This window comes from Micromonospora sp. C31, from assembly GCF_018070575.1.
Taxonomy (GTDB): Bacteria; Actinomycetota; Actinomycetes; order Mycobacteriales; family Micromonosporaceae; genus Micromonospora.
The window spans coordinates 312,157-337,879 of sequence record NZ_JAGPXN010000001.1; the positions used below are offsets into that span (position 1 = coordinate 312,157).

Annotated in this window: 28 protein-coding genes; 11 read left to right on the top strand and 17 right to left on the bottom strand. The window is 74.8% G+C overall.

Going from position 1 to position 25,723, the window contains the following annotated elements; genetic code table 11:
* Positions 1-149 precede the first annotated feature (149 nt).
* Positions 150-1,133, top strand: a complete 984-nt coding sequence (locus KBX06_RS01385) for a chlorophyllase (protein ID WP_210832325.1) — start codon at positions 150-152, stop codon at positions 1,131-1,133.
* A 46-nt stretch (positions 1,134-1,179) separates the two neighbouring features.
* Here the strand turns inward: KBX06_RS01385 and KBX06_RS01390 are convergent, their stop codons facing one another.
* From KBX06_RS01390 to KBX06_RS01400, 3 genes are all read right to left on the bottom strand, one after another.
* Entirely contained in the window at positions 1,180-2,142 is a 963-nt protein-coding gene (locus KBX06_RS01390) for a zinc-binding dehydrogenase (RefSeq protein ID WP_210832326.1), read from the bottom strand.
* 95 nt (positions 2,143-2,237) lie between these two features.
* Positions 2,238-3,413 carry an NADP-dependent malic enzyme gene (locus KBX06_RS01395; protein WP_210832327.1) on the bottom strand — a complete coding sequence of 392 codons (1,176 nt, stop codon included), beginning with the start codon at positions 3,411-3,413 and terminating at the stop codon, positions 2,238-2,240.
* Positions 3,414-3,554: 141 nt separating this feature from the next.
* The gene (locus KBX06_RS01400) at positions 3,555-3,905 is read right to left on the bottom strand and encodes a S24 family peptidase (protein WP_210832328.1); all 351 of its coding nucleotides are present in this window, start codon (positions 3,903-3,905) and stop codon (positions 3,555-3,557) included.
* A gap of 86 nt (positions 3,906-3,991) precedes the next feature.
* Between KBX06_RS01400 and sodN the strand changes: the two genes are divergently transcribed.
* Together sodN and KBX06_RS01415 are read left to right on the top strand one after the other, a co-directional pair.
* Positions 3,992-4,396, top strand: a complete 405-nt coding sequence (gene sodN, locus KBX06_RS01405; RefSeq protein WP_210832329.1) for a superoxide dismutase, Ni — start codon at positions 3,992-3,994, stop codon at positions 4,394-4,396.
* Positions 4,397-4,624: 228 nt separating this feature from the next.
* Positions 4,625-5,032: an ATP-binding protein gene (locus tag KBX06_RS01415; protein WP_121400125.1), complete on the top strand. Its 408-nt coding sequence runs from the start codon at positions 4,625-4,627 to the stop codon at positions 5,030-5,032.
* Positions 5,033-5,060: 28 nt separating this feature from the next.
* On the opposite strand, the gene KBX06_RS01420 is transcribed toward KBX06_RS01415, so the two are convergent.
* Positions 5,061-5,450 (bottom strand): hypothetical protein, encoded by a 390-nt coding sequence (locus tag KBX06_RS01420; RefSeq protein ID WP_210832330.1) that lies wholly within the window; start codon positions 5,448-5,450, stop codon positions 5,061-5,063.
* Positions 5,451-5,493: 43 nt separating this feature from the next.
* Between KBX06_RS01420 and KBX06_RS01425 the strand changes: the two genes are divergently transcribed.
* Positions 5,494-6,444: a diacylglycerol kinase family protein gene (locus KBX06_RS01425; protein ID WP_210832331.1), complete on the top strand. Its 951-nt coding sequence runs from the start codon at positions 5,494-5,496 to the stop codon at positions 6,442-6,444.
* 450 nt (positions 6,445-6,894) lie between these two features.
* Positions 6,895-7,152: a WhiB family transcriptional regulator gene (locus KBX06_RS01430; protein WP_007072794.1), complete on the top strand. Its 258-nt coding sequence runs from the start codon at positions 6,895-6,897 to the stop codon at positions 7,150-7,152.
* Between the two features lie 99 nt (positions 7,153-7,251).
* Here the strand turns inward: KBX06_RS01430 and KBX06_RS01435 are convergent, their stop codons facing one another.
* The 4 genes from KBX06_RS01435 to KBX06_RS01450 form a co-directional block, all read right to left on the bottom strand.
* Positions 7,252-7,992: a sirohydrochlorin chelatase gene (locus KBX06_RS01435; RefSeq protein WP_210832332.1), complete on the bottom strand. Its 741-nt coding sequence runs from the start codon at positions 7,990-7,992 to the stop codon at positions 7,252-7,254.
* Positions 7,993-8,117: 125 nt separating this feature from the next.
* Positions 8,118-8,927, bottom strand: a complete 810-nt coding sequence (locus tag KBX06_RS01440; protein ID WP_210832333.1) for a phosphoadenylyl-sulfate reductase — start codon at positions 8,925-8,927, stop codon at positions 8,118-8,120.
* Positions 8,924-9,082 (bottom strand): hypothetical protein, encoded by a 159-nt coding sequence (locus KBX06_RS01445; RefSeq protein ID WP_210832334.1) that lies wholly within the window; start codon positions 9,080-9,082, stop codon positions 8,924-8,926. The genes KBX06_RS01440 and KBX06_RS01445 overlap by 4 nt, the downstream gene beginning before the upstream one ends.
* Positions 9,079-10,788 (bottom strand): nitrite/sulfite reductase, encoded by a 1,710-nt coding sequence (locus KBX06_RS01450; protein ID WP_210832335.1) that lies wholly within the window; start codon positions 10,786-10,788, stop codon positions 9,079-9,081. Before KBX06_RS01450 ends, KBX06_RS01445 begins: the two co-directional genes overlap by 4 nt.
* Positions 10,789-11,337: 549 nt before the next feature.
* Here KBX06_RS01450 and KBX06_RS01455 point away from each other — a divergent pair.
* The gene (locus tag KBX06_RS01455) at positions 11,338-12,735 is read left to right on the top strand and encodes a glycosyltransferase family 39 protein (RefSeq protein WP_247685078.1); all 1,398 of its coding nucleotides are present in this window, start codon (positions 11,338-11,340) and stop codon (positions 12,733-12,735) included.
* A 237-nt stretch (positions 12,736-12,972) separates the two neighbouring features.
* On the opposite strand, the gene KBX06_RS01460 is transcribed toward KBX06_RS01455, so the two are convergent.
* Together KBX06_RS01460 and KBX06_RS01465 are read right to left on the bottom strand one after the other, a co-directional pair.
* Positions 12,973-14,616, bottom strand: a complete 1,644-nt coding sequence (locus KBX06_RS01460) for a PAS domain-containing sensor histidine kinase (RefSeq protein ID WP_210832336.1) — start codon at positions 14,614-14,616, stop codon at positions 12,973-12,975.
* 25 nt (positions 14,617-14,641) lie between these two features.
* Positions 14,642-15,673 (bottom strand): SIS domain-containing protein, encoded by a 1,032-nt coding sequence (locus KBX06_RS01465; RefSeq protein WP_210832928.1) that lies wholly within the window; start codon positions 15,671-15,673, stop codon positions 14,642-14,644.
* 247 nt (positions 15,674-15,920) lie between these two features.
* On the opposite strand from KBX06_RS01465, the gene KBX06_RS01470 reads away from it, so the two are divergent.
* Positions 15,921-17,672: a tetratricopeptide repeat protein gene (locus tag KBX06_RS01470; protein WP_247685080.1), complete on the top strand. Its 1,752-nt coding sequence runs from the start codon at positions 15,921-15,923 to the stop codon at positions 17,670-17,672.
* Here the strand turns inward: KBX06_RS01470 and KBX06_RS01475 are convergent.
* Positions 17,659-18,168: a GNAT family N-acetyltransferase gene (locus tag KBX06_RS01475; protein WP_210832338.1), complete on the bottom strand. Its 510-nt coding sequence runs from the start codon at positions 18,166-18,168 to the stop codon at positions 17,659-17,661. The two genes, KBX06_RS01470 and KBX06_RS01475, sit on opposite strands and share 14 nt — an antisense overlap.
* Positions 18,165-18,386 (bottom strand): biotin/lipoyl-binding carrier protein, encoded by a 222-nt coding sequence (locus tag KBX06_RS01480; protein ID WP_172896635.1) that lies wholly within the window; start codon positions 18,384-18,386, stop codon positions 18,165-18,167. The genes KBX06_RS01475 and KBX06_RS01480 overlap by 4 nt, the downstream gene beginning before the upstream one ends.
* Positions 18,387-18,693: 307 nt before the next feature.
* Here KBX06_RS01480 and KBX06_RS28630 point away from each other — a divergent pair, with 307 nt between their 5' ends.
* On the top strand, positions 18,694-18,768 hold the full coding sequence (locus KBX06_RS28630; protein WP_369700219.1) for a 50S ribosomal protein bL37: 75 nt from the start codon (positions 18,694-18,696) through the stop codon (positions 18,766-18,768).
* A 135-nt stretch (positions 18,769-18,903) separates the two neighbouring features.
* Here KBX06_RS28630 and rsrA read toward each other — a convergent pair whose 3' ends face one another.
* From rsrA to KBX06_RS01505, 5 genes are all read right to left on the bottom strand, one after another.
* Positions 18,904-19,191 carry a mycothiol system anti-sigma-R factor gene (gene rsrA / locus KBX06_RS01485; RefSeq protein ID WP_210832339.1) on the bottom strand — a complete coding sequence of 96 codons (288 nt, stop codon included), beginning with the start codon at positions 19,189-19,191 and terminating at the stop codon, positions 18,904-18,906.
* A gap of 1 nt (position 19,192) precedes the next feature.
* Positions 19,193-20,032: a sigma-70 family RNA polymerase sigma factor gene (locus KBX06_RS01490; RefSeq protein ID WP_210832340.1), complete on the bottom strand. Its 840-nt coding sequence runs from the start codon at positions 20,030-20,032 to the stop codon at positions 19,193-19,195.
* 231 nt (positions 20,033-20,263) lie between these two features.
* Positions 20,264-20,878 carry an alpha/beta family hydrolase gene (locus KBX06_RS01495; protein ID WP_210832341.1) on the bottom strand — a complete coding sequence of 205 codons (615 nt, stop codon included), beginning with the start codon at positions 20,876-20,878 and terminating at the stop codon, positions 20,264-20,266.
* An 83-nt stretch (positions 20,879-20,961) separates the two neighbouring features.
* Entirely contained in the window at positions 20,962-21,354 is a 393-nt protein-coding gene (locus tag KBX06_RS01500; protein ID WP_210832342.1) for a WhiB family transcriptional regulator, read from the bottom strand.
* A 195-nt stretch (positions 21,355-21,549) separates the two neighbouring features.
* A complete protein-coding gene (locus KBX06_RS01505; protein WP_210832343.1) occupies positions 21,550-22,260 on the bottom strand; it encodes an SOS response-associated peptidase in 711 nt (236 codons plus the stop codon).
* 102 nt (positions 22,261-22,362) lie between these two features.
* On the opposite strand from KBX06_RS01505, the gene aroA reads away from it, so the two are divergent.
* From aroA to hisN, 3 genes are all read left to right on the top strand, one after another.
* A complete protein-coding gene (aroA, locus tag KBX06_RS01510) occupies positions 22,363-23,664 on the top strand; it encodes a 3-phosphoshikimate 1-carboxyvinyltransferase (protein ID WP_210832344.1) in 1,302 nt (433 codons plus the stop codon).
* 166 nt (positions 23,665-23,830) lie between these two features.
* On the top strand, positions 23,831-24,799 hold the full coding sequence (gene rsgA / locus KBX06_RS01515; RefSeq protein WP_307854416.1) for a ribosome small subunit-dependent GTPase A: 969 nt from the start codon (positions 23,831-23,833) through the stop codon (positions 24,797-24,799).
* 89 nt (positions 24,800-24,888) lie between these two features.
* A complete protein-coding gene (hisN, locus tag KBX06_RS01520; protein WP_210832346.1) occupies positions 24,889-25,707 on the top strand; it encodes a histidinol-phosphatase in 819 nt (272 codons plus the stop codon).
* Positions 25,708-25,723 lie beyond the last annotated feature (16 nt).

The window sequence follows — 25,723 nt, forward strand, 5'->3', positions numbered from 1 at the left end:
AAGGATCATGAGGCCGGCCGGCACGCACGCGCCGGGACGGCAAGAACGGCTCGTGCCGGTAGCCGGCAGACACGCCCGGGGACGGTGCGACGGGGTGCACCGCGTCGATCCTGGCGGTCGCGGGCGGGTGGCGAGGCACAATCGTTTCCATGCCGCGTCGTGTCACCCCCGCCCTGCTCGCCTCCGCCCTGCTCACGGCCGGTCTGGTCGGCTGCTCCGACGACACCGGGTCGGCCCCGCAGGCGGCTCCGCAGGTGACGGCCGCCCCGGCGCCGCCCACGCAGGCGGTCGCCCCCACCCCGCGGGTGCCCGCCGGCACCGCGCCCGACAAGGCGTTCGCCGTCGGCGTACGCCAGCTGAAGCTGAACCGCGACGGGAAGCGGTCGCTGCCGGTGACCGTCTGGTACCCGGCGGCCGGGAAGCCCGGCGGGCAGCCGGAGCGGTCGGCGGACGCCGCCGGGGGGAGGTTCCCCGTCGTGATGTTCAGTCACGGGTTGAACGGCCGGCCGACCGACTACGCGACGCTGCTGACCCGCTGGGCGGCGGCCGGGTTCGTGGTGGCCGCGCCGACGTTCCCGCACACCGCCCGGGGCGGCGACGGCAACGTGCTCGACGTGCTCAACCAGCCGGCCGACGTGTCGTACGTGCTGACCCAGGTGCTCGCCCTCGAAGCCCGGGCCGGCGATCCGCTGCGCGGCCGGCTGGCCACCGACCGGGTGGCGGCGGCCGGGCACTCGGGCGGCGGGGTGACCACCATCGGCCTGTTCACCGCCGGCCGGGACGAGCGGCTGGACGCCGGGGTGGTCTTCGCCGGCACGGCGCTCGGCGTCGGCACCGCCTTCGCGGGCGCCGCCGCCCCGCAGCTCTTCGTGCACGGCGAGGCCGACGAGGTGGTCGAGTACGCCGCCGGCAAGGCCGTCTACGACAGGGTGCCCTGGCCGAAGGCGATGCTGAGCCTGCCGAAGGGCGACCACGGCCGGGCGCTGCTCAGCGACGGCGCCGCGCTGCGGGTGGTCGCGGACACCACGGTCGAGTTCCTGCGCTGGTCGCTCTACGGCGACCAGGCCGCCAAGGGCCGCATCCCCACCGACGCCGCCCGCGACGATCTCGCCACCCTCGACAACCGCCTCTGAACGACCGGTGGCCTCCCCCGCTCGGAGCAGGCCACCGGTCCGGGCCTCAGGCGGTGTGATCGACGACGACCTTGCCGAAGACGTCGCCGGAGTGCAGGCGGGCGAAGGCGTCGGCGACCGCGCTGAACGGGACCACGGTGTCCACCACCGGGCGTACGCCGCGTTCGGCGCAGAACGCGAGCAGGGCGGCCAGTTCGTCGGGGGTGCCCATCGAGGTGCCCAGGATCTCCAGCTGCATGGCGAAGACCCGGCGCAGGTTGACCTTCGGCTCGTGCCCGGCCGTGGCGCCGGAGACCACGATCCGGGCCATCGGCGCGGCGGACTTCAGCGAGTGGTCGAAGGTCGCCGCCCCGACCGTCTCGATGACCACGTCGACCCGCTCCGGCAGCCGCGCGCCGGGCTCGACGGCGGTGGCGCCCAGCTCGGCGATCCGGGCCCGCTTGGCGGCGTCGCGACTGGTCGCGTACACCCGCTTGCCCATGGCGGCGGCCAGCGCGACGGCCGCGGTGGCGACGCCCCCGCCGGCACCCTGCACCAGCACGGCGTCGGCCTCGTCGACCCGGCCCCTGGTGGTCAGCATCCGCCACGCGGTCAGCCAGGCCGTCGGCAGGCAGGCCGCGTCCGCCGCCGCCAGGCCCGCCGGCAGGGCCAGCAGGTTCGACCGGGGTACGGCGACCCGCTCGGCCAGCGTGCCGGGGAAGTGCTCGGAGAGGATGGAGACGCCGCGCGGGTCCCCAGGGGTGGGGATCACCGGAAAGACGACGACCTCGTTGCCGTCCGGGTCCACCCCCACGGCGTCGCAGCCGAGGATCATCGGCAGCTGCTCGGCGCGCAGCCCGACCCCGCGCAGGGACCAGAGGTCGTGGTGGTTGAGGGAACTGGCCCGCACCTGCACGGTCACCCAGTCGTCGGCCGGGTGGGTCGGCTCGGGCTGCTCGCCGACGGTGAGCGCGGCGAGCGGGTTGGCGTCGTCGAAGCGGGAGGCGAAGGCAGCACGCATGATCGGCACGGTAACAAGCTGAGCGGGCGTCAAGAAGTGCACCGGTGTAAGGAAGGGCCCCTTCCTATCGCCTGGGCGATAGGAAGGGGCCCTTCCTTACACCCTCAGCGGGTGACGCCGTCGCGGCGGGCGGCCTCGGCGACCGCCTCGGCCACCGCGGGGGCGACCCGGGGGTCGAGCGGGGACGGGACGATCGCCTCGGCGGTGAGCGACCCGGCCACCACGCCGGCGATGGCGTCGGCGGCGGCGACCTTCATCCCCTCGGTGATCCGGGTCGCGCGGGCGTCCAGCGCGCCCCGGAACACGCCCGGGAAGGCCAGCACGTTGTTGATCTGGTTGGGGTAGTCGCTGCGGCCGGTGGCGACGACCGCCACGTGCCGGGCGGCCACCTCCGGGTGCACCTCGGGCGTCGGGTTGGCCAGCGCGAAGACGATGCCGCCGGGAGCCATGCCGGCGATCGCCGCCTCCGGGATCTGTCCGCCCGAGACGCCGATCAGCACGTCTGCGCCGCGCAGCGCCTCGGTGACGTCGCCCTCGCGACCGTCGGCGTTCGTGCTCGCCGCCAGTTCGGCCTTGGTGCCGGTCAGCCCGGACCGGTGCCGGCCGATGATCCCCCTGGAGTCGCAGACCACCACCTGGTCGGGGTTCACGCCGCCGGCCACGAGCATCTTCGTCACCGCGACCCCGGCCGCGCCGGCGCCGCTGACGGTCACCCGTAGGTCGCCGAGCTTGCGGTCGAGCAGTGCCGCCGCGTTGCGCAGGGCGGCGAGCACGACGATCGCGGTGCCGTGCTGGTCGTCGTGGAAGACCGGGATGTCCAGCGCCTCGTCGAGGCGACGCTCCACCTCGAAGCAGCGCGGCGCGCTGATGTCCTCCAGGTTGATCCCGCCGAACGACGGGGCCAGCGCCCGCACCACGGCCACGATCTCGTCCACGTCCTGCGTGTCCAGGCAGACCGGCACCGCGTCGACGCCGGCGAACTGCTTGAACAGCACCGCCTTGCCCTCCATCACCGGCAGCGCCGCGCGCGGGCCGATGTTGCCCAGCCCGAGTACGGCCGAGCCGTCGGTGACGACCGCGACGGTGTGCGACACCCAGGTGTAGTCGTCGGCGAGCGCCGGGTCGGCGGCGATCGCCTCGCAGACCCGGGCCACGCCCGGGGTGTACGCGAGGGAGAGGTCCTCGCGGCTGGTCAGCGGGACGGTCGAGGCGACGGCCATCTTGCCGCCCCGGTGCAGCCGGAAGACGGGATCAGCGGGGTCCACGGGGGACGATGACATGGTGACTCCAGGATCTGTCGAGCAGACGGAGCGGCCGGCGCGGACGCGAGGTGAGGCGTTCGAGCGGCGGCGCGCGGTGCGGGGGTCACCCGGGCACGCTCCGAGCATAGTGTCGCCACCGTCACACCGATGTGAGCGGGGTCATATCCGGCGGGGGCGCACCCGGGCGGGCCGGGGCCAGTAGCGGGCCACCACGCGGCCCCGCACGTCGGCCACCCCGTACGCCCGGGAATCGTCGGTGATCAGGTCGTTGTCGCCGCGCAGCCACCAGCCGCCGTCCCGGGCGTGGACCGCGCGCTTGACCACGAGCAGGTCGGGACGGCTGCGGAAGACGGCGACCACGACGTCGCCGGGGCGGACCGCCCGACCGCCCGGGCGCACCAGTACGGCGTCGCCGTGCCGCAGCGTGGGCGACATGGAGGGGCCGGTCACCAGCACGGCGGTCAACGGCCAGCGCAGCCGGGGAGCCGACGCCGGACGATCGGTACCCATCGGTTTCCCCTCCACCCGCCCTCCCCGGAGCGCGTCCAGGAGTAATGTCGTCTTGGATCATCGCAAACTTCCCATGGAGGATCCTGATGCGACTTCCGCGCATCCTTACGCCCCGCGTGACCGCCAGCGCCCACTGCGACCTGCCCTGCGGTGTCTACGACCCGGCCCAGGCCCGGATCGAGGCCGAGTCGGTGAAGGCGATCTGCGAGAAGTACCAGTCCAACACCGACCCCGAGTTCCGCACCCGCGCCATCCTGATCAAGGAGCAGCGCGCCGACCTGGTGAAGCACCACCTGTGGGTGCTCTGGACCGACTACTTCAAGCCGGCCCACTTCGAGAAGTACCCGCACCTGCACCAGCTGTTCAACGAGGCCACCAAGCTGGCCGGCGCCGCCGGCGCGAAGGGCGGCACCGACCCGTCCAAGGCCGACGAGCTGCTCCAGAAGATCGACGAGATCTCCAAGATCTTCTGGGAGACCAAGCAGGCCTGACCCGCACCGGTCCGCCGACGATCCGGCCGGTACGTCCCGAGGACGTGCCGGCCGTCGTCGTCACGGCGCACGAGCTGGCGGAGCGGGAACGCGCCGCCGACCGCGGCCGGGAGCGGGCCTCCAACGGGCTCGGCGGGGCGCCCTGATGGTCCCTCCGCGCGGGAACGTGGCGGTCCCCACACGCCTGGGCGACCGAGCGGGTAGAGTCCCCGACCGGGGGGATGAGTGGTGACTCAACTGACCGGGCAGCCGACGACCGACGACGATGTCGTGCACCTCACCGTGCCCGCGGACGGGGGCTACCTCGGGGTGCTACGTACCGCGACCGCGGGGCTCGCGGCGCGGCTCCAGTTCGCCCTCGACGAGATCGAGGACCTGCGGATCGCCGTCGACGAGGCGTGCGCGATGCTGCTCGCCATCGCCACCCGCGACGCGGAACTCGACTGCCGCTTCGCGGTCACCGACGACGCGCTCACGGTGGAGGTGACCGTGCCGACCGTCCGTGGTGCCACCCTCCCGGCCGAGTCGTCCTTCGCCTGGAAGGTGCTCACCGCGCTGACCACGTCGGCGGCCGCGACGGCCGCCGACGGCCGGGCCACCATCTCGCTGCTCACCCGCCGCGCCTCCGGCTACTGACCGTCCGTTCGGCGTCGCGCCCGGGGCGTCACCCGAAGCCGAGGGCCCGGGTGGTGGGGGCGCTGACCAGCAGGGCGGTCACGCAGAGGCCGAGCACCATCAGCGGTACGCCGAGCCACGCCATGCCGCCCTGGAGCATGAACCATCCGATCGGCAGCAGCATCAGTTGGAGCACGATCGCCGGGGCCCGGGCTCCCGCCCTGCGGCGCGTCAGGGCGCCGCCCAGCGCCCAGAGGGCCGCCGCCGCGCCGATGGCGAACGCGGTCACCAGCAACGCCGACGTGAGATCGGTGGTGGTGGCCGTGAGGTCGGCCCAGAGCAGCCACGCGGCGACCAGTCCCACGGCGACCGCCTCGGCCCGCAGCAACCGGACCGCCCAGCGGAGGGTGACGGGGATCGGGTCGGAGTCGATGGTCACGCGCGCCACGATACCTGTGGTGACGCGCGGTACAGTGCCGCCCATGCGGGCCGTCCTGGTGGTCAATCCGAAGGCCACCACCACCAGCGAGCGCAGCCGGGACGTGCTGGTCCGGGCACTGCGCTCCGAAGTCGACCTCTCCGTGCGCTACACCCGACGGCGGGGGCACGCGACCGACCTGGCGCGCGGGGCCGCCGAGGAGGGCGTCGACGTCGTCGTCACGCTCGGTGGCGACGGCACGGTCAACGAGGTCGTCAACGGCCTGATGACGGCGCAGCCGCCGACCCTGCCGAACGGTGCCACGCCGGCCGAGCGGCTGCCCGCCCTGGCGACCGTGCCGGGGGGCTCCACCAACGTCTTCGCGCGGGCGCTGGGCCTGCCCCGGGACTGGCCGGACGGGACCAGCATGATCCTGGAGGGCCTGCGACTGGGCCGGTACCGGACGATCGGGCTCGGCCGGGCCGACGACCGCTACTTCACCTTCTGCGCCGGCTTCGGCGTCGACGCCGCGGTCATCCACCGGGTGGAGCAGGCCCGCCGGCGGGGCCGGGTCTCGACGCCCGCCCTCTACTTCCGGTCCACCGTGGCCCAGTACTTCCTCAACTCCGACCGCCGCCACCCGGCGATCAGTCTGGAGCGGCCGGGCGAGCTGGCGGAGGGCGAACTGGCGACGGTCATCATCCAGAACACCGCGCCGTGGACCTATCTGGGCGACCGCGAGGTCAACCCGAACCCGGAGGCGTCGTTCGATCTGGGCCTGGACGTACTGGCACTGCGACAGCTCCGCGTGGCCAGCACGACACGGACAGTCACGCAGTTCTTCTCCCAGACGCCGGATCCGCACGGCCGCCAGGTGCTGCGGCTGCACGATCTGGCCGAGTTCACCCTGGTCTCGGCCCGTCCGCAGGCGTTCCAGCTCGACGGCGACTACCTGGGCGAGCGGGAAAAAGTCAGATTCACATCCATTCCCGCCGCACTGAGAGTAATCTACTAGGTCTCGGGTACTGCCCTAGGTCGACGCGGTCGCGACGCCGGACCGGCGAGACGACCGCCACACCGAGGGGCAGGTGCCGGAAATGTCAGCAATGTCACGCGGACTGTACTATATTGATCCACGACAGTGGTACACCGGGTAACCAGGAAGGCGCTGGAATCCGGACAAAGGGGTTGTGGGCTTGCTCACCGCCCGGAGTTTTTCCGAGCGTCACCCTTGACATCCCCGGGGTTCGTGAAAGTATTCACAAGCGAACTTGAGTTGCCGGGACATTGCCTGGATACGCTCGTCAGGTTGAGCTGTTCCAGCAGGTCTGCGGGGCCAACACAGCCTGCTCACGCATTGCCGAATAGGCAGACGCGAACCGTCACCATCGGCCTTGCGGATGCATATAGGAAAAGCAACAGAAGCAATATCTGCCACCCACCCAGAATGAGGAGTGTTGCCGCCATGGACTGGCGTCACCATGCTGTCTGCCGCGACGAGGACCCGGAACTGTTCTTCCCGATCGGGACGTCCGGGCCGGCTCTCCTGCAGGTCGAGCAGGCCAAGGCCGTCTGCCGGCGCTGCTCCGTGACCGACCAGTGCCTGCAGTGGGCGCTGGAGTCCGGTCAGGACGCCGGCGTCTGGGGCGGGATGAGCGAGGAGGAACGGCGGGCTGTCAAGCGCCGCGGTGGCCTCCGGGTGCTGCGCGCTCACTCCGCCTGATCCCCCACGCACCAGCGATCACGCCCCGGCCGGGTACGCCCGCCGGGGCGTGATGCTGTCCGCACACCACCTCTGGTACCCGCCGCACGCCGCTGCCGATCATGTCAGCGACGTGAGCCCGGCCACCCGGCCGAGGGCGTCCACCCGCCGCAGGACCAGGTCGGCCAGCTCCGGCGCGTCGGTCAGCGGGGCCGACACCGCCACCGCCCCGGCACCCCGTGCCGCCGCGGCGACGGCGTCGTGGAACAGGCCCGGAGCAAGGAAGTACGCGGACACGGCCACCCGCCCGGCACCCCGGTCCCGCAGCCGCGTCACCGCCGCCGCGACTGCCGGCGGGGCCGCCGAGGCGTACGACACCCGGGTCGGCACCCCGAGACCGGCGCGCAGGGCGGCGGCCACCCTACCCACCGACCCGCGCGCCCGGGCGTCCCTGGTGCCGGCCGCCGCCAGCACCAGCGCGTCGAACCGCCCCGGCCCCGCCTCGGCCAGGCGTCGGCGCAGACCCGCCAGCAGACCGGCGTCCACCTCCCCGTCGGCGGGACCGAGCACGTCGGTCACCCGTACCGCGATCGGCGGCCCCGCCTCCCGGACGGCCGCGACCGCCGCCGGGACGTCCACCCGCCGGTGGTACGCCGCGGTGAGCAGCAGTGGCACCAGCACGGCCCGGGGGTGCCCGGCGGCGGCCAGGTTCCGCAGCACCGTCGTCGGTCCCGGCTCGGTGTGGTCCAGCCAGCTCGCCAGCACCGGCGTGTCCGGGCGGGCGGCCGACACGGCCCGGGCCAGCGCCCGGGTCGCCTCCGCGGCCCTCGGGTCCCGGCTGCCGTGGGCGACCAGCACCACCGGGTCGGGCGGACCCGACGCCCCGGGACAGCCCGAAACCCGCCCGGCCGGACCCGGCGCCCCGGGACAGCCCGGGGCCGGCCCGGCCGGACCAGACGGCCCGGGAGAGCCCGGGGCCGGCCCGGTCAGACGTGCAGGCCGCACTCGGTCTTCTCGAACATGGCCCAGCGGCCGGCCCGGGGGTCCTCCCCCGCCTTCGTGCGGCGGGTGCAGGGCCAGCAGCCGATCGAGCCGTAGCCCTGCCGGAACAGCTCGTTCACCGGCACGTTCCAGCGGGCGACGTACGCATCCACGTCGGCCTGCCGCCAGGCCGCGATCGGGTTGACCTTGACCTTGCCCCGACGGGCGTCGAAGGTCACCACCGGCGTGTTCGCCCTGGTCGGCGACTCGTCCCGGCGGAGCCCGGCGGCCCAGGCGTCGTAGCCGGCGAGCGCCCGCTCCAGCGGCTCCACCTTCCGCAGCTGGCAGCAGTCGTCCGGGGCCTTGTTGAACAGGCGCGGGCCGTACTGGCCGTCCTGCTGGCCCACGGTCAGTCGGGGCCGGATCGACCGCACGTTCACCGGCAGCGTCCGGGCCACCTCGTCGCGGACCCGGAGCGTCTCCGGGAAGTGCAGGCCGGTGTCGAGGAACACCACGTCCACCCCCGGCGCGACCCGGGAGACCAGGTGGGCCAGCACGGCGTCGGCCATGGAACTGGTGACGCAGAACCGGTCGCCGAAGGTCTCGGCCGCCCAGCGGGCGATCTCCAGCGCGGGCGCGCCCTCCAGTTCCCGGCCGGCCTCCTCGGCCAGCGCGCGCAACTCGTCGGGGCCGCGCCCGGCCACCTCGGCCGGGCCGGGTCGGGGCTCCTCGGCCGGCGCGGGAGCGCCCAGGCCCACCAGGCCCAGGCCCGTCGCTGAGACGAGGCCGGGCCGGCCGGCCGCGCCCGCGCTCACCGGGTCACCGCCCGGCCGAGCAGGCCGGCGAACTTCACCGTGAACACCCGGGCGCACGCGTGGCACTCCCAGGCGCCGTGGCCGGCCTCGCTCGGCCGCAGGTCCTCCTCGCCGCAGTACGGGCAGTACAGCGGCGCGGAACGGGTCTCGCTCATCGGAGTTCCTCCTCGTCGACCCTGATCACCCAGTTGGCGAACGTCTCGCCCGCCTCCCGGCCGGCCAGGTAACGCCGGGCCAGCCGCTCCACGTACGCCGGAAGCTCCTCGGCGGTGGTCTTCAGACCGCGCAGCTTGCGGCCGAACCCGGCCGTCTGCCCCTCGGCCATGCCGAGCCCGCCGCCGAGGTGGACCTGGAAGCCCTCCACCTGCCGGCCGTCCGGCCCGACCACGAGCTGGCCCTTGAGACCGATGTCGGCGACCTGCGTGCGGGCGCAGGCGTTGGGGCAGCCGTTGAGGTGGATGGAGATGTCGGCGTCGAAGTCACGCAGCCGCTCCTCCAGCCGGGCCACCAGCTCCTCGCCGCGCGCCTTGGTCTCGACGATGGCCAGCTTGCAGTACTCGATGCCCGTGCAGGCCATCGTGCCGCGCCGCCAGGCCGACGGCCGCGCCTCCAGGCCGATCCCGCGCAGCTCGCGCACCAGCGAGTCGGTCCGCTCCGGCGCCACGTCCAGCACCAGCAGCTTCTGGTACGGGGTGAGCCGCACCCGCCCGCTGCCGTGCGCCTCGACAACGTCGGCCAGCCGGGCGAGCTGCCCGCCGGAGACCCGGCCCACCACCGGTGCGGCGCCCACCCAGTGCCGACCGTCGCGCTGCGGGTGCACCCCGATGTGGTCCACCGGCCGGTCGGGCAGCTGCGGGGCCGGACCGTCGAGCAGGGCCCGACCCAGGTATTCCTTCTCCAGCACCTCGCGGAACTTCTCCACGCCCCAGTCGGCGACCAGGAACTTCAGCCGGGCGCGGTTGCGCAGCCGGCGGTATCCGTAGTCGCGGAAGATGCCGACCACCCCCGCCCAGACGTCCGGCACCTCGTCCAGCGGCACCCAGACGCCGAGCCGCTGCGCCAGCATGGGGTTCGTGGACAGGCCACCGCCGACCCAGACGTCGAAGCCCGGCCCGTGGTCCGGGTGGTCCACCCCCAGGAAGGAGATGTCGTTCGCCTCGTACGGGGTGTCGACCAGCCAGGAGATGGAGGTCTTGAACTTGCGCGGCAGGTTGGAGTACGCCTTGTCGCCCACGTACCGGCGGACGATCTCGTCGACGGCCGGAGTCGGGTCGACCAGCTCGTCGCGGGCCACGCCAGCGACCGGGCTGCCCAGCACGACCCGGGGGCAGTCGCCGCACGCCTCGGTGGTCTGGAGGCCGACCGCCTCCAGCCGGCGCCAGATCTCCGGCATGTCCTCGACGCGGATCCAGTGGTACTGGATGTTCTGCCGGTCGGTGATGTCGGCCGTGTCCCGGGCGAACTCGCGGGAGATGTCCGCGACCACGCGGAGCTGCGCCAGGTTGAGCTCGCCCCCGTCGACCCGCACGCGGAGCATGAAGAACTCGTCCTCCAGCTCGTGCGGCTCCAGCACGGCGGTACGGCCGCCGTCGATGCCCGCCTTGCGCTGGGTGTAGAGGCCCCACCAGCGGAACCGACCGCGGAGGTCCTGCGGGTCGATCGAGGCGAACCCGTGGTGGGCGTAGATGTTCTCGATCCGGGCCCGCACGTTCAGCGGGTCGTCGTCCTTCTTGATCCGCTCGTTGGGGTTGAGCGGCTCGCGGTGACCGAGCGCCCACTGACCTTCCCCCCTGGGGCGGCGGGGGGTCCGGGCCGGTCGGGGAGAGTCCCCTGCCCGGGCCGGAATGCTGCTGACCGCCATGGCGGCGTCCTCCGTTGTCTGCGGTGCCTCGGAGACACGCAAGGCGCGCGGCCGACCCGTCGGAACGGGCTGGCGACAACGGTGTCGGGGCAGCCGGCGCGAGGCGCGCCCGAGACAGATTGGTCGGGCGTCGTCAGTGGGCCGGACAGATCGCGCTGCGCACGCGGCCGTAGTCGACGTGGCGGCGGGCCACGAAGCGGCGGACGACAGCGGCGGTCATGGAAGTCATGCTGCCACACCCGACGAGGGTCGGCCAACGAGCGCGTGCGGGATCCCACATCACGGGCCAGCGCGGAATGACGATGCCTGTGGGGTATCGCGACGAGCGGACCACACCGCCGGCCGCCGAGGTCCGGCGCGGCCAGTCACGGTTCGTCAACCAGACCGTGGTCCCGGGCTTCTCCGGTCACGCGTGCCCGATCGCCGGATCGGCGCACGGGAGGTCCGGATTGTGTGACGCTGCGGTACGTGACCGGTTCCGCTGACCCGCCCGGCGAGCGCGTCCCGCCGGTGCCCGAGGCGGCGGGCGGGCCGGATCGTGTCGGCCGGCTGGTCTGGATCGCGCCGAGCCTGGTCACGCTGGCCGTCGTACTGACCGGGATCGACCACGCGCAGCCGTGGCGCGACGAGTTGGCCACCTGGAGCGCGGCGACCCGGTCGCCCGGGGACCTCGTCCGGCTCGCCGGCACCATCGACGCCGCCACCAGCCCCTACTACCTGTTCATGCACGCCTGGGTCGCCGTCTTCGGCGACTCGGTGACCGCGCTGCGGCTGCCCGCCGCACTGGCCATGGCCGCCACCGCCGGCCTGACCGCGGTCCTCGGGCAGCGGCTGGTCGGCGCCCGGGCCGGGCTGCTCGCCGGGCTGCTCCTCGCGGTGCTCCCGGGCACCTCGCGGTACGGCCAGGAGGCCCGCCCTTACGCGCTGGCCACCCTCCTGGCCGTGCTGGCCACCCTGCTGCTGGTCGAGGCGACGGCCCGGCCGGGGTGGACGCGCTGGGCCGGGTACGCCGCCGCCGTGGCCGCGCTCGGGCTCACCCACCTGGTCGCGCTCACCCTGCTCGCCGCGCACGCGGTGGCGGTGTTCGCCACCCGTCGGACGGGGCCGCCGAGCCGCCCGCTGCGCTGGCTGCTCGCCCTGCTGCCGACCGTACTGCTGGTGGCGCCGCTGGTGCTGCTCGCCAGGGCGCAGCGTTCCCGGCAGCTCGGCTGGGTGGACACCGCCCGTCCCGACGACCTCGCCGCGCTCGCGGGCGGGGTGGTGCAGAGCGGGGTGGTTGGCGGAGTGCTGCTGGGCCTCGCGGCGCTGGGCGCGGCACGGCTCGGCCGGCGCGCGCTGCTGCCCGGGCTGGCCGTGCTGCTGCCCGTGTTGCTGCTCTTCGCCGCCGGGCTGACCGTGCCGCTCTGGGTTCCCCGCTACCTCGTCTTCGTGGTGCCCTTCGGCTGCCTGCTCGCCGGGGCGGCGCTGGCGGCGGTGCCGCTGCCGCCGGCGCTGGCCGTCGTCGCCCTGGCCGGTCTGCTCGGGCTGCCCGACCAGGCGGCGCTGCGGCGTACGCACGAGTGGCCGCGCAGCGCGACGGTGGACTACCGGGGCGCGGCCCGGATCGTCGCCGACGGCCAGCGGCCGGGCGACGCGGTCGTCTTCTCCCCCCGGCGGAGCTGGCTCTTCCTCGACCTGGGTCTCGCCTATCATCTGGGCGACCGTCGGCCCCCTGACGTGCTGGTCACCGACGACCAGGCCCGCCGGGGCGACCTGTGGGCCGCCGAGTGCGCCCGCCCGGCCGAGTGCCTGGCCGGCGCGCAGCGGGTCTGGCTGGTGGTGGCCGGCCGTCGCGACGATCCGCTGGCCGCCGTCGCCGGGGCCAAGGGCGACGCGCTGCGCGCCAACTTCATCGTCGAACGGGTCTGGCCCCGCTCAGGACTGACCGTCGCCCTCCTGACCCGCTGACCACCCACCCACGCTCCCCCACCCACGCTCCCCACCCGCGCTCCCCACCCACGCTCCCCACCCGCGCTCCCCACCCGCGCTCCCCACCCGGCTCCCCACGCGGGCTCCCCACGTGGGCTCGATCGGGTGACGGCGAGCCGGCGTGGCGGGCCTGTTCCGGCCGGTCCCCGATCAACTGATCATGATTCCTCCGACACCCCTCACGTGCCACGACCCCGGGGGCAACCGCCCGGCATGTCAGCCGGTGGAGCGGCCGTCGTTACGGACCAGCGGAACGACGAGCGTCGCCTCCGTGCCGCCCTTCGCGCCGTCGCGCAGCTCGATGGTGCCGCGCAGTTCGCCGGTGACCAGCGCCCGGACGATCTGCAACCCGAGGTTGCCGCCCCGCTCGGCGTCGAAGTCGGGCGGCAGCCCGCGCCCGTTGTCGGTGACCGAGACGTGCAGCATCTTGCGGAACCGGTGCGCCGACACCACGACCTCCGCCGCGCCCGCACCGGCCCCCTCCGATCCCGCCAGACCGGCCCCCTCCGGTCCCTCCGCGCCGGCGGCCACCGGTTGCGCCGGTTGCGCCGGTTGCGCCGGGGCGAAGCCTCCGGGGCCCGTCGGGGCGGTCGCCTCGGCGGGCGGCGGGAAGCCGTGCTCGACGGCGTTGAGCAGCAGCTCGTTGAGCACCATCACCAGCGACGTGGCGACCTCGGCGGGCAGTACGCCGAAGCTGCCCTCGCGCCGCATGCCGACCGTGGCCTCGGTCGCCGCCACCTCCGTCGCGGCGCTGGCCACCCGGTCGACGATGCCGTCGAACTCGACCGCCTCGTCGCTGGACATGGAGAGGGTCTCGTGCACCAGCGCGATGGAGGCGACCCGGCGTACCGACTCCTCCAGGGCGATCCGGGCCTCCGGCATGGACACCCGGCGAGCCTGGAGGCGGAGCAGCGCGGCGACCGTCTGCAGGTTGTTCTTCACCCGGTGGTGGATCTCCCGGATGGTGGCGTCCTTGGTGATCAGGGCGCGGTCGCGGCGGCGTACCTCGGTGATGTCGCGGACCAGGACCAGCGCGCCGATCGGCACCCCGGCGGGCATCAGCGGCAGCGCCCTGGTCAGCATCGTCGCACCCCGCGCGTCGATCTCCCGGCGGGGCGGGGCCTCGCCGCGCAGCGCGGCGAGGATCCCGTTCGCCGCGTCCGTGCCCTCCAGCGGGTCGCTCGCCAGCCGGCGGTGCAGCGCCGCCAGGTCCTCGCCCACCAGGTGGGAGGCGTAGCCCAGCCGTCGGTACGCCGACTGCGCGTTCGGGCTGGCGTAGGTGACCTTGCCGCCGGCGTCGAGCCGGACCAGCCCGTCGCCGACGCGCGGGGCGGAGGTGGTCTCCCCGGGATGGCGCGGCGGCGGGAAGGTCCCGTCGGCGATCATCTGGGCCAGGTCGTCGGCGGTGGTGAGGTAGTTCAGCTCCAGCTGGCTCGGGGTACGCGCGGTGGAGAGGTTGGTGTCCCGCCCCACCACGGCGATCACCTCGCCGGCCTCGCCGGCGGTGGTGCGCAGCCGGACCGGGATCGCCTCGTGGCGGGCCGGCACGTCGCCGTACCAGACCGGGTCGCCCTCCCGCCAGATCCGGCCCTGCCGGTGGGCCACCTCCAGGTGGGCCACCTCGGGCCCACCGACGATCCGCCCCACCTGGTCGTCCAGGTACGCGGTGGGTGCGGTCGTCGGCCGGACCTGGGAGACGCAGAGGAACGCCCCGTCAGCGTCCACGGGTACCCAGAGCAGCAGGTCGGCGAAGGACAGATCGGACAGCAACTGCCAGTCGCCGGCGATCCGGTGCAGGTGGTCGATGTCGGCCGGACGGAGGCGGGTGTGCTCCTCGGCGAGGTCGCGCAGCGTGGACACGCTGACCAGCGTGCCACGGCGGGCGTCACATCGTCGCGGTGACCTTCTTCAGCCCGCGCGGCGCGTCCGGGTCCTCGCCCCGGGCGAGCGCCAGCGCCAGCGCCAGGCGCTGCAACGGCAGGATGTCCAGCAGCGGCGCGTACCGCTCGTCGACCTCGGGGACGGCCATCCGGGTGGCGCCCTCGACCTCGGCGGAGCCGACCACCACCACGTCGGCGCGGCGCTCGCCGAGCCGGGGCAGCACCTCGCCCATCGACCGGCCACCCGGCCCGGAGCCGACCACGGCGAGCACCGGCACGTCCGGGTCGGTCATGGCGAGGGGCCCGTGCAGCAGGTCGGCGCCGGAGAACGCGAGCGCCGGCAGGTAGGAGGTCTCCATCAGCTTCAGCGCGGCCTCACGGGCGGTCGGGTACGCGTATCCGCGACCGGTGGTGACGAGCTGGCCGGCGAAGCGGTAGCGGGGCGCGAGCTGGGCCGGGGTGGGATCCTCCAGGGTGCGGGCGGCCAGCGCGGGCAGCGCGGAGAGCGCCTCCCGTTCGTCGGCGGGCAGCGCGCCGTCGCCGGCCCGGACGCCCTCGACGAGCATCAGCAGGGCGAGCAGCTCGGCGGTGTAGGTCTTGGTGGCGGCCACCGCGCGCTCGTGCCCGGCGGCGATGTCGACGCTGAGCTCGGCGACGCCGGCCAGCGGGGAGTCGGGCGCGTTGGTGACCGCGAGGGTCAGCGCGCCCGAGGCGCGGGCGGTCCGCAGCACCTCGGCGAGGTCGGGCGAGCCGCCGCTCTGGCTGACGCCCACGACCAGCGCGTCGGAGAGGTCCGGCTCGGCGCCGTAGAGGGTGACGACGCTGGGCGAGGCGAGGCCGGCGGGCAGACCGAGCCGGATCTCGGTCAGGTACGCCCCGTAGAGGGCGGCGTGGTCGGAGGTGCCCCGGGCGGTGAAGACCACGTGCCGGGGGCGGCGTTGCGCGATGACCGCCGCCACCCGGGCGATCGCCCCGGCGTGCCCGGCGGAGAGCAGCCGCTCGTAGCCCGCCGGCTGCTCGTCGATGTCGGCGGCCATGCCAGCCCCTGCACGCGTCACGGAAACTCCTCCCACTGCGCGGTTGCCGCGCGTTTCCTGCTCAGTCTTGCACGTTTGAGCTGGACCGAGCAATCGAACGAGCAGTAGTGCGCAGATGATCACCATCCCGCCGCAACATCACCTAGGCTTGCCCGACCCACCGGAGCCCGACGAGCGAGAGGACCACGTGCCCGAGGACGACCGGCCGCTGCCCGCGGCGGAGGAACTGGCCCTGGCCCGTCTCGCCATGGACGACGGCGACCTGAGACACGCCGCGGGTCACGTCGCCGCGGCGCTGGCCCAGGCCCCGACCCTGCCCGAGGTGCACGAGACCCTCGCCCGGCTCGCCGCCGCCGACGGCGCGGGCGGCGTCGACCTCTTCCCGCTCCAGGGTCACGCCTTCGTCGGCGCCGTGGTGGCCCGCGCGCACCTGCTCGCCGCCGTCGGCCGGCCCGCGGAGGGGCTCGACCTGCTGGTCGCGGCGACCGGCCACGCGCCGGGAACCGGCTGGGCCGCGGTGCCGTGGGTGACCACCCCGCAACTCGCCGAGCGCCTCGAACCGGACCGGACCGCCCGGATCCTGATGCAGGTCTGCGCCGCCGTGTCCGATCCCGTGCCCCGGGCCGACCGGGCCGCCCTGGCCCCCTACCTGGCGCTGGCCCGCAACGCGGTCACCGTCCACCCCGGGTGCGGACTGCTGCTGGGCGCGGCGTCCGCGCTGGCCAGGCGGGTCGGCGAGGTCGACCTGGCGATCCGCTGGGCCGCCCGGGGCGTACGCGCGGAGCCGTCGAAGATCGGCGAGGTGTGGCTCGGGTACGCGTACCGCAGCGCCGGGCGCACCCGCGAGGCACTGGCGGCACTCGGTCGCGCCGTCGCGCACGACCCCGACGACCTGACCGTCTACGCCGACATCGCCGGCACCCTCGCCGACAACGGGCGGCTCGACGAGGCGCTCGACTGGATCGACCGGGCACTGGCCCGGGACCCGTCGTTCGAATGCGCCGTGCACACCGCGCACCGGCTGCGGCACCAGCGCGACGGCGACGTGGCACACCTCGTCGCGCTCGCCGACTTCGTCCGGGAGCATCCCGACGACACGCACGAACACGGCGACCTGGCCGAGAGCTGCCGGGGTCGGCCCTGGCTCGGGCAGGTCACCCCGGCGACGGGGCCGGTGGTGGACGCGCTGCGCCGGGCCGTCGCCGACGAGCACGCCGGCCTCGGCGCCGTACGGCTGGACTCGCCCGCGCCGCCCAGCGCGACGCGTACCGCCGCGACGGCCGCGCCCGGGCTGCGGATCGAGGTGGCCGGCGTACCCGAGCCGGACCCGCGCGAGCCCCGGCGGGCGACCGACCGACGGCTCTGGCACCACGACGGGGCGACGGTCGTGCCCGCCGTGCCGGCGCCCTCGCCGGAGGCTGCCGCGCGGCTACGGCAGCTCGCCCACCCGGCGTGGCCGCACCCGCCGGCGGCGTACGACGCGGCGGTGGGCCTGGCCACCCTCGAACTGGCCGACCTGCTCGGCCTGCTGGCGCATCCGCCGGAGGCGCCGCCCACCGCGCTGGGCCGGGTCCTCGGGCAGGACCCCTCGCTCTGGGTGCGCTGCGTGCAGGTGTGGGCGTGCCTCGGCCTGCTGCACCACCGCACCGACGAGCCGTGGGCGGAGTCGACCCGGCGCCGGGTGCTGCTGGACCTGGTCTGGGGCGTCGAGGACTGGGTCACCGAGGCGGCCCTGTTCGCCCTGGTCACCGCCGCCTGGGTCGACCCGGAGGTACGCCCCGAGGTGGCCCGGGTGGTGACCGAGCGGTTGGCCGACGTGGCGGCGGTCGCCCGGACCCGCCCCGTACCGATCGCGCCGTCCCTGGCGCACCTGTCCCTGGCCAGTCCGGCCCTGGACCCGCAGACCGCGGCCCTGGCCACCTCGCTGGCGGCCAGCCGACCGGCGCCCCGGCCGCGCTCCCGCCTGGGCCGCCTCTGGCGGCGTCTCAGGAGCCGCTGAGGTCCAGCCGGAGGCCGAGCAGTTCCACCCCGTCCAGGGGCGCCCAGTCCAGCTCGGGCGCCCGGACGAACCCGCGACGCCGGTAGAGCCGCTGGGCGGAGGCGGCGAAGCCGCTGCGCACGCAGATGACCACGGCGGAACAGCCCAGCCCGGCCGCCCGCGACACGCAGGCCTCGACCAGCGCCGCGCCGACGCCCCGCCCCTGCGCGGCCGGGTCGACCGCCAGCATCCGGAACTCCGCCTCGCCCGAGCGGGACAGCTCGGCGTAACGGGTGCCGGGCAGGACGAAGGTCACCGAGCCGAGCAGCTCGCCGGTGGCGTCGTCGACGGCGACGAGCACCTCGCCGTCCTGGGCCCGCGACGCCACGTCGGCGAGTACGGCGGCGTAGCCGTGTTCGCCCTTGAGCTGGCCGTCCGCCTCGTACGCGGCGACCGTCAGCCGGGCCACCGCCGCGAAGTCGTCCGGCCCGGCCGGGCGGACCGAGAGGCCGGTCAATCGATCACCGCGATCAGGTCACCGTCCTGCACGACGTCGCCCTCGTTGACCGCGAGCTGCTTGACGACACCGTCGGACTCGGCGACAACCGGGATCTCCATCTTCATCGACTCCAGGATCACCAGCGTGTCCCCCTCGGACACGGTGTCCCCGGCCGACGCGACGACCTTCCAGACGTTCGCCACCATCTCGGCGCGGATCTCCTCGGCCATGTCCAGGGCCCTCCCTCTCACGGTTGCCTGCCGACGTATCCAATCATGCGGGCGACCTCCGGCGGGCGTGGAGCGCCCCGGGCGGGTGGTCGATCGACTCGCATCCGGCCGGTTGGCGGAACGCGGCCCGGCCGGTGGGTGGCGGCCTCAGGCGTGTCGGGCGGCGCGGCGCACGGCCGGCGGCCCCGGCGGACGACGGCGGGTGCCGGCCGCACTAGCATCAGCGGGTCGGACCCCGGCGCCGGGAGGACCGGTGCGTGCACCGGCGCCGAGCTCGTGCGCAGGCGGATCCGACCATCACGAGGAGGTCACCATGGCGAAGAAGGCCCGCAAGAAGAAGGCCCGTAAGAAGAGCGGCGCGAACCACGGCAAGCGCCCCAACTCCTGACCGGCGGCCGGGTCCCACGGCCCGGCGTCGACCGGTCGGCGCGAACGACGGTGGCCCGGGTCGTCCGACCCGGGCCACCGTCGTCGCCGTATCCGTGGCCCCCGACCGAGGTCGGGTGCCGTTGCCGGCCGGACCTCAGTCGGCCAGCTCCTTCGACTCGCTGCTCTCGAAGACGACCAGCTCGGTGAGGCGCAGCCGCAACCGCTCCCGCAGCTGGTCGGGCGCGGTCTCGTTGCCGCAGCACCGGGCGACCAGCGCCCGCACCTCCTGCTCGATGCCGTACTCGCGCAGACACGGCCCGCACTCGTCGAGGTGGTGCCGGATCAGCGTGCGCCGCTCCTCGCCGCACTCCAGGTCCAGGTAGAGGTAGACCTCCGCGATGACCTCGCGGCAGTCCGTCTCGTGCGGATCCCCACAGCTCATGTCAGACCTCCCGGCCGGCGGAAGCGGTCGAGCCCTTCTTCGACGCCGCGGCGCTGAAGCCCCGCTCGGCGGCGTACTGCTCGAGCAGCTTGCGCAGATTACGTCGGCCCCGGTGCAGGCGCGACATGACCGTGCCGATCGGCGTGCCCATGATGTCGGCGACCTCCTTGTAGGAGAAGCCCTCGACGTCGGTGAGGTAGACGGCCAGTCGGAACTCCTCCGGCAGCTGCTGGAGGGCCTCCTTGACGTCGCTGTCCGGCAGCCGGTCCAGCGCCTCGGTCTCGGCCGAGCGCAGGCCGCTGGAGGTGTGCGACTCGGCCTCGGCGAGCTGCCAGTCGGTGATTTCGTCGGTCGGCGCCTGGATGGGCTGGCGCTGCCGCTTGCGGTAGGAGTTGATGTAGGTGTTGGTCAGGATCCGGTAGAGCCAGGCCTTGAGGTTCGTGCCCTGCTCGAACTGGTGGAAGGCGGCGTACGCCTTCAGGTAGGTCTCCTGGACCAGGTCCTCGGCATCCGCCGGGTTGCGGGTCATCCGCAGCCCGGCAGCGTAGAGCTGATCGACGAAGGGCATCGCGTCCCGCTCGAAGCGGGCCCTGCGCTCGTCCGTCTTCTCGGTGGTCAACCGCACATCCCCTCGCGTCGGATGCTGTCCCGCCGAGGATACGCGCCCGGACGTGCCCGCAGATTCACTTCCGGCGGGTGTGCTCGTCCTCACCGTGGTCGTGCGCCCCGCCGCCGGGCCGACCGGCGGCACCACCGCGGGCCAGTCCGGGCCGCCCAGCAGCCGTCGAAGCTGCCGCGCTCCCCGCTCGTCCCGTTCCCGGGCCCGTGTCTCGGTCGGCACCGGTCTCCCCCCTCGCCAGAATTGTCGTCCGGGGGGTGCAACGCCCTCGACGGGGCGGGGCATTCCGCTGACCTCCCCTTTCCCGGTCCCGGCGCCGGCAGCGGGCCGGTGCTGGGACCAGGAAGGGCCTGGGAGGACCGGCGCCGCCGCCCGAACCGGGCGTCCGGCGCCATCCGATGCAACGACCCGCCGCCGCCGCCGGACACGGCCCGCCGCCGCGCCACCCCGCGCTCAGCGTCGCGCCCAGCCCCGCCCGCGCAGCCAGTCGCACACCACCGCGGCCGTACCGGCCGGGTCGCCCCGCAGGTCGTGCCGCTCCCCCGGGCGGGTCACCACACGCACCCCCGGCCCCGGCTCCGGCACCCCGAACGGGTCACGGTCTCCGTTGACCACGAGGGTCGGCAGGCCGGTCGCCAACTCCGCCGCCCGCGACCGCTCCGGGCGGCCGGGCGGATGCAGCGGAAACGCCAGCGCGACGACCCCGGTGGCGCCCACCGCCGGCGCGGTGCGGCACGCCACCCGCGCGCCGCTGGAGCGCCCACCCACCAGCAGGGGTACGCCGGGATGCCGCTGTCGCAGCACGGCGAGCACCGCGGTCCACGCCTCGTCGAGGTGCCCCGCCGGAGCCGGCGCACGCCGGCCGGCGGCGCGGTACGGCTGGGTCACCCGGGCCACCACCAGGCCGGCGCCGACGGCCGCGTCCCGGAGCGCCCGCAGGTCGGGGGCGTCGACGTCACCGCCCGCGCCGTGGCCGAGCACCAGCAGGGCGCTCGGCGTACCCGTCGGCAGGTCGGTGTCGACCCGGGCGGGCCCGCGCGGGGTCGGAAGGTCGTCGTCGTGCGGCACCGGCCCATTCTGCGGCGTCCGGGGCAGGACGGGCCGCCGGCCCGCCGAGGTGGCGGGCCGGCGGCGACCGGTTCAGTCGGCGGTCAGCTCAGCGGCACCAGGGTGAGCAGCCGGTCCCGGACCGGTGGACCAGCCTCGTCGGCGGCGTCCGGATCCGGTTGCACCTCGTCGCGCCAGGCGATCAGCATCGCCCGCCGTTCGCGCGGGGTGGTGCCGCCCCAGACGCCGTGGCAGTCGCCCACGTCGAGGGCCCACGCCAGGCAGGAGCCCTGCACGTCACAGCTGCGGCAGAGCGCGACAGCCGCGTCGGCCGGCTCGTTCGGCGCCGGAAAGAACGTTTCCGGGTCGACGTTCTGGCAGGTTCCTCTGGTGCGCCACGCCTCGTCCTGGCGCCGCTCCCGCAACGCCCGCAGCAGCCGCGGATCTCGTCGTGCGGCGGCCACCTCGTGCGGGCGGGGCATACGTGCCCGTGTCATCCACCCACCTCCCCCGTGGGACCGGCAAGATCGGTGCGCGTCGTCCGCCCCGTGCGAATCGACACCCACCACCGGCGCTGTGTTGTATCGCACTTACGGACACCGGTACAAGACTTCACGGCGAACACGGGCGAACGCGGGGGCGACGTTTCGCCCGCAACTCTGGCAAATCACACCCGACAATGTGTCGGACTGTCAGAAGAGCGTCATCTCCGGTGGCGCGGCGGCGCGGGCGAGCGCCACCCTCTCGGTCAACTGCGGGCCGTCGTTGCGCACGTCCCCCACCGCCGTGCCCACCGGGCGGATCTCCAGCGTCGCGAGCCAGTCCGGCGGAGGCGGCGCGAGCAGACCCTCCGGCTCGTCGGTCGACGCCAGCCACGCCCCCCAGCGGCCCCGGGGCAGCAGCAGCGGCATCCGGTCGTGCACCTCGGCCAGCTCGCCCAGCGCGGCGGTGGTGAGCACGCTGAAGGTCAGCAGCGGACCGGCCGAACCGTCCCAGACCGACCAGATGCCGGCGAAGGCGAGCACCGAGCCGTCCGACGGGGTCAGGTAGTAGGGCTGCTTACGCCCGTCCGCCGAGCGGACCCACTCGTACCAGCCGTCGGCCGGGACGAGGCAGCGGCGGCGGGCGAAGGCCCCCGCGTACGCCCGGCTGGTGGCGACCGTCTCGGCGCGGGCGTTGATCATGCGGGCGGCGCCGGCGGGCGACCGGGACCAGGACGGGACCAGGCCCCAGCGACCGACCGAGAGCGCGCGGTGGCCCTCCGGGCCGACCCGCACCAACGGCACCCGGTCGGTGGGCGCGACGTTGTGGTCGGGACCGATGCCGCCGTCGGTCTCGTCGTGGGACTCGAACAGCGTGCTCAGGTCGCCCGCGCTCCGGGTCGTCGCGTACCTCCCGCACATGTCGCACACGCTAACCCGCCGCGCGCCGGCCGGCTGTCCCGCTGACCGGGAGTACGCGCACCAGCCGGCCGCACTGACGCCCGGACACGGCAGAATGGGGGTGTGGGGAACCTGATCGCGACCCGGCCGCCGCAGCCGTGGACCGCTCCGACCGCCTCCGACCCCGTCGCGGCCACGCTGCGCCTGCCCGGGTCCAAGTCGATGACCGCGCGCGCCCTGGTGCTGAGCGCCCTGGCCGGCGGCCCCTCGACCCTGGCCGGGCCGCTGCGCGCGCGGGACACCGAACTGATGGCCGCCGGGCTGCGCGCGATGGGCGCGCACGTGTCGGTCAGCGACGACGAGCGCTGGCTGGTCCGCCCCCACCCCCTGGTCGGCCCCGCGCACGTGGATGTCGGCCTGGCCGGCACCGTGATGCGCTTCGTCCCGCCCGTGGCGGGCCTGGCCGACGGGCGGATCACCTTCGACGGCGACCCGCAGGCCCGCACCCGGCCCCTCGGCCCGCTCATCGGGGCGCTGCGCTCCCTCGGCGTGCGCGTGGACGCCCCCGCCACCGGCAGCCTGCCGCTGACGGTGCTGGGCGCCGGGCGGGTGGCCGGCGGCGAGGTGGTGATCGACGCCTCCGCGTCCAGCCAACTGGTCTCCGGACTGCTGCTGGCCGCGCCGCGCTTCGACCGGGGCGTGGTGGTCCGGCACGTGGGCCCGCCGGTGCCCTCCGCGCCGCACCTGCGGATGACCGTGCAGATGCTCCGGGCCGCCGGTGCGGCGGTCGACGACGGCACCCCCGACGTGTGGGTGGTCGAGCCCGGTCCGCTGACGGGGCGCGGCTGGCAGATCGAGCCCGACCTGTCGGGCGCCGTGCCGTTCTTCGCCGCCGCCCTGGTGACCGGCGGGGAGGTGACCCTGCGGGGCTGGCCGCGCAGCAGCGCCCAGCCCGTCGAGCAGCTCCGTTCGCTGCTGCAGCGGATGGGCGGCGAGGTGACCCTCTCCACCGCCGGGCTGACGGTCCGGGGCACCGGCGCCGTGCACGGCCTGACCGCCGACCTCTCCGACGTCAGCGAGCTGACCCCGGCGCTGACCGCGCTGGCCATGCTCGCCGACTCGCCGTCGGTGTTCACCGGCGTGGGCCACATCCGGGGCCACGAGACCGACCGGCTGACCGCGCTGGCGCGGGAGTTCGCCGCCCTCGGCGCCGACATCACCGAGTCCCCCGACGGGCTGGAGATCCGGCCCCGGCCGCTGCACGGCGGGGTGTTCGAGACCTACCACGACCACCGGATGGCGCACGCCGCCGCCGTGGCCGGCCTGGCCGTTCCGGGCATCGAGCTGAGCGACGTGGCGTGCACCTCGAAGACCATGCCCGAGTTTCCGGCACTATGGTCGGCGATGGTGACCGGCAAGAGCTGACACGACGAGGGGGCGGGTCCTGACGACCAGACGGCGGGAGTACGACGAGGACGACGTCCGGGTCCGGCCCGGCAGGTCGTCGCGCCCGCGTACCCGCACACGCCCCCGGCACTCCGACGCGGTGGACGGCTTCGTGATCGCCGTCGACCGGGGCCGCTACACGTGCGTGCCACCCGACGCCGGGCCGGACGCGCCACTGGTCACCGCGATGCGGGCCAGGGAGCTGGGACGCAAGTCGGTGGTGGTCGGCGACCGCGTCAACCTCGTCGGCGACACCTCCGGCGCGGCCGGGGCGCTCGCCCGGATCGTCCGGATCGCCGAGCGCACGTCGGTGCTGCGGCGCACCGCCGACGACGACGAGACCACCGCCGAGGGGCGGCTGGAACGGGTGGTCGTCGCCAACGCCGACCAGTTGGTCATCGTCAGCGCGCTGGCCGACCCGCCGCCGCGCACCGGCTTCATCGACCGGTGCCTGGTGGCCGCGTACGACGCCGGCATCGAGCCGCTGCTCTGCCTCACCAAGGCCGACCTGGCCGGCCCGGAGACGGTCCTCGGCTACTACGCCGAGCTGGAGCTGCCGTACGTGCTGATCCGCCCGGATTCCGATCTCGACGCCCTGCGCGACCTGCTCGCCGGGCGGGTCTCGGTCATGGTGGGGCACTCCGGGGTGGGCAAGTCGACGCTGGTCAACCGCCTCGTGCCGGACGCCGCCCGGGCGGTCGGCACGGTCAGCGCGATCGGCCGGGGCCGGCACACCTCCACGAGCGCGGTGGCGCTGCGGCTGCCCCGGCTGCCCGGCGGCCCACGGCACGACGGGGACGCCGCCACGCCTGCGCCCGCAGCCGGCTGGATCGTCGACACCCCGGGGGTACGCAGCTTCGGGCTCGCGCACGTCTCCGCCGACAGCCTGCTGCACGGCTTCCCCGACCTGGTCGAGGGGACGGTCGACTGCCCCGCCAACTGCCCGCACACGCCCGACGAGACCGCCTGTGGGCTGGACGCCCGGGTCGCCGCCGGCAAGGCCGATCCGCGCCGGCTCGCCTCGTACCGCCGGCTGCTGGCCTCCCGGTCGGGTGAGGGCGACGCGCGGGAACCCGACCAGCGCAATCCCGGCGACCCGCTCGCGGGGTCCTGAGCGTGCGAGCCCCGCAGTCGCGCGCAAAGGGCGGGCACGGCGCGACCCGCCCGCGGGGTCCTGAGCCGGTCGCCGCTACCGTTCGGGGCATGCCCGGGTATGCCGACGACATCGCCCTCGCCCATCTGCTCGCCGACGCCGCCGACGCCGTCTCCACGGCCCGGTTCCGCGCGCTCGACCTGCGGGTCGAGGCGAAGCCCGACCTGACCCCGGTCTCCGACGCGGACACCGCGGTGGAGCGGGAGATCCGGGCGCTGCTGGCCGCGCACCGGCCGGCCGACGGCCTGCTCGGCGAGGAGTACGGCGAGCAGCCCGCCGGCGGCCCGGACGGCCGGCGCTGGGTGGTCGACCCGATCGACGGCACCAAGAACTTCATCCGCGGCGTGCCGGTGTGGGCCACCCTGATCGCGCTGCTGGAGGGCGACCGCCCGGTCGCCGGGCTGGTCTCCGCGCCGGCGCTCGGCCGCCGCTGGTGGGGCGCGCTCGGCGAGGGCGCGTACGCGGGGCCGGACGCCGCCGGCGGCGCCCCGATCCGGGTCTCCGCGGTCCGGGACCTCGCCGACGCGAGCTTCTGCTACTCGTCGCTGACGGGATGGGAGTCCAACGGCCGGCTGGACGCGATGCTCCAGCTCATGCGGGACACCTGGCGCAGCCGGGCGTACGGCGACTTCTACGGCTACATGCTGCTGGCCGAGGGCGCGCTGGACGTGATGGTGGAGCCGGAGCTGTCGCTGTGGGACGTCGCCGCGCTGGTGCCGATCGTCACCGAGGCGGGCGGCACGTTCACCGATCTGGCCGGCCGACCCGCCCCCTCCGGCGACGCCGGCACCGAGAGCAGCGCCGTGGCCAGCAACGGTGCGCTGCACGCCGACATCCTCGCCCGGCTGGGTCGGCCAACCGAGCACTGACCTCCGGCAGCCTCTA

Coding starts and splice junctions, on each gene's coding strand:
- KBX06_RS01425 (WP_210832331.1), top strand. CDS start 5,494: ATGCGGGCCGTCCTGGTGGTCAATCCGAAGGCCACCACCACCAGCGAG.
- hisN (WP_210832346.1), top strand. CDS start 24,889: ATGCCCGGGTATGCCGACGACATCGCCCTCGCCCATCTGCTCGCCGAC.
- KBX06_RS01385 (WP_210832325.1), top strand. CDS start 150: ATGCCGCGTCGTGTCACCCCCGCCCTGCTCGCCTCCGCCCTGCTCACG.
- KBX06_RS01465 (WP_210832928.1), bottom strand. CDS start 15,673: ATGGCCGCCGACATCGACGAGCAGCCGGCGGGCTACGAGCGGCTGCTC.
- KBX06_RS01500 (WP_210832342.1), bottom strand. CDS start 21,354: ATGACACGGGCACGTATGCCCCGCCCGCACGAGGTGGCCGCCGCACGA.
- sodN (WP_210832329.1), top strand. CDS start 3,992: ATGCGACTTCCGCGCATCCTTACGCCCCGCGTGACCGCCAGCGCCCAC.
- KBX06_RS01430 (WP_007072794.1), top strand. CDS start 6,895: ATGGACTGGCGTCACCATGCTGTCTGCCGCGACGAGGACCCGGAACTG.
- KBX06_RS01395 (WP_210832327.1), bottom strand. CDS start 3,413: ATGTCATCGTCCCCCGTGGACCCCGCTGATCCCGTCTTCCGGCTGCAC.
- rsrA (WP_210832339.1), bottom strand. CDS start 19,191: ATGAGCTGTGGGGATCCGCACGAGACGGACTGCCGCGAGGTCATCGCG.
- KBX06_RS01450 (WP_210832335.1), bottom strand. CDS start 10,788: ATGGCGGTCAGCAGCATTCCGGCCCGGGCAGGGGACTCTCCCCGACCG.
- KBX06_RS01400 (WP_210832328.1), bottom strand. CDS start 3,905: ATGGGTACCGATCGTCCGGCGTCGGCTCCCCGGCTGCGCTGGCCGTTG.
- KBX06_RS01470 (WP_247685080.1), top strand. CDS start 15,921: ATGGACGACGGCGACCTGAGACACGCCGCGGGTCACGTCGCCGCGGCG.
- KBX06_RS01445 (WP_210832334.1), bottom strand. CDS start 9,082: ATGAGCGAGACCCGTTCCGCGCCGCTGTACTGCCCGTACTGCGGCGAG.
- KBX06_RS01505 (WP_210832343.1), bottom strand. CDS start 22,260: ATGTGCGGGAGGTACGCGACGACCCGGAGCGCGGGCGACCTGAGCACG.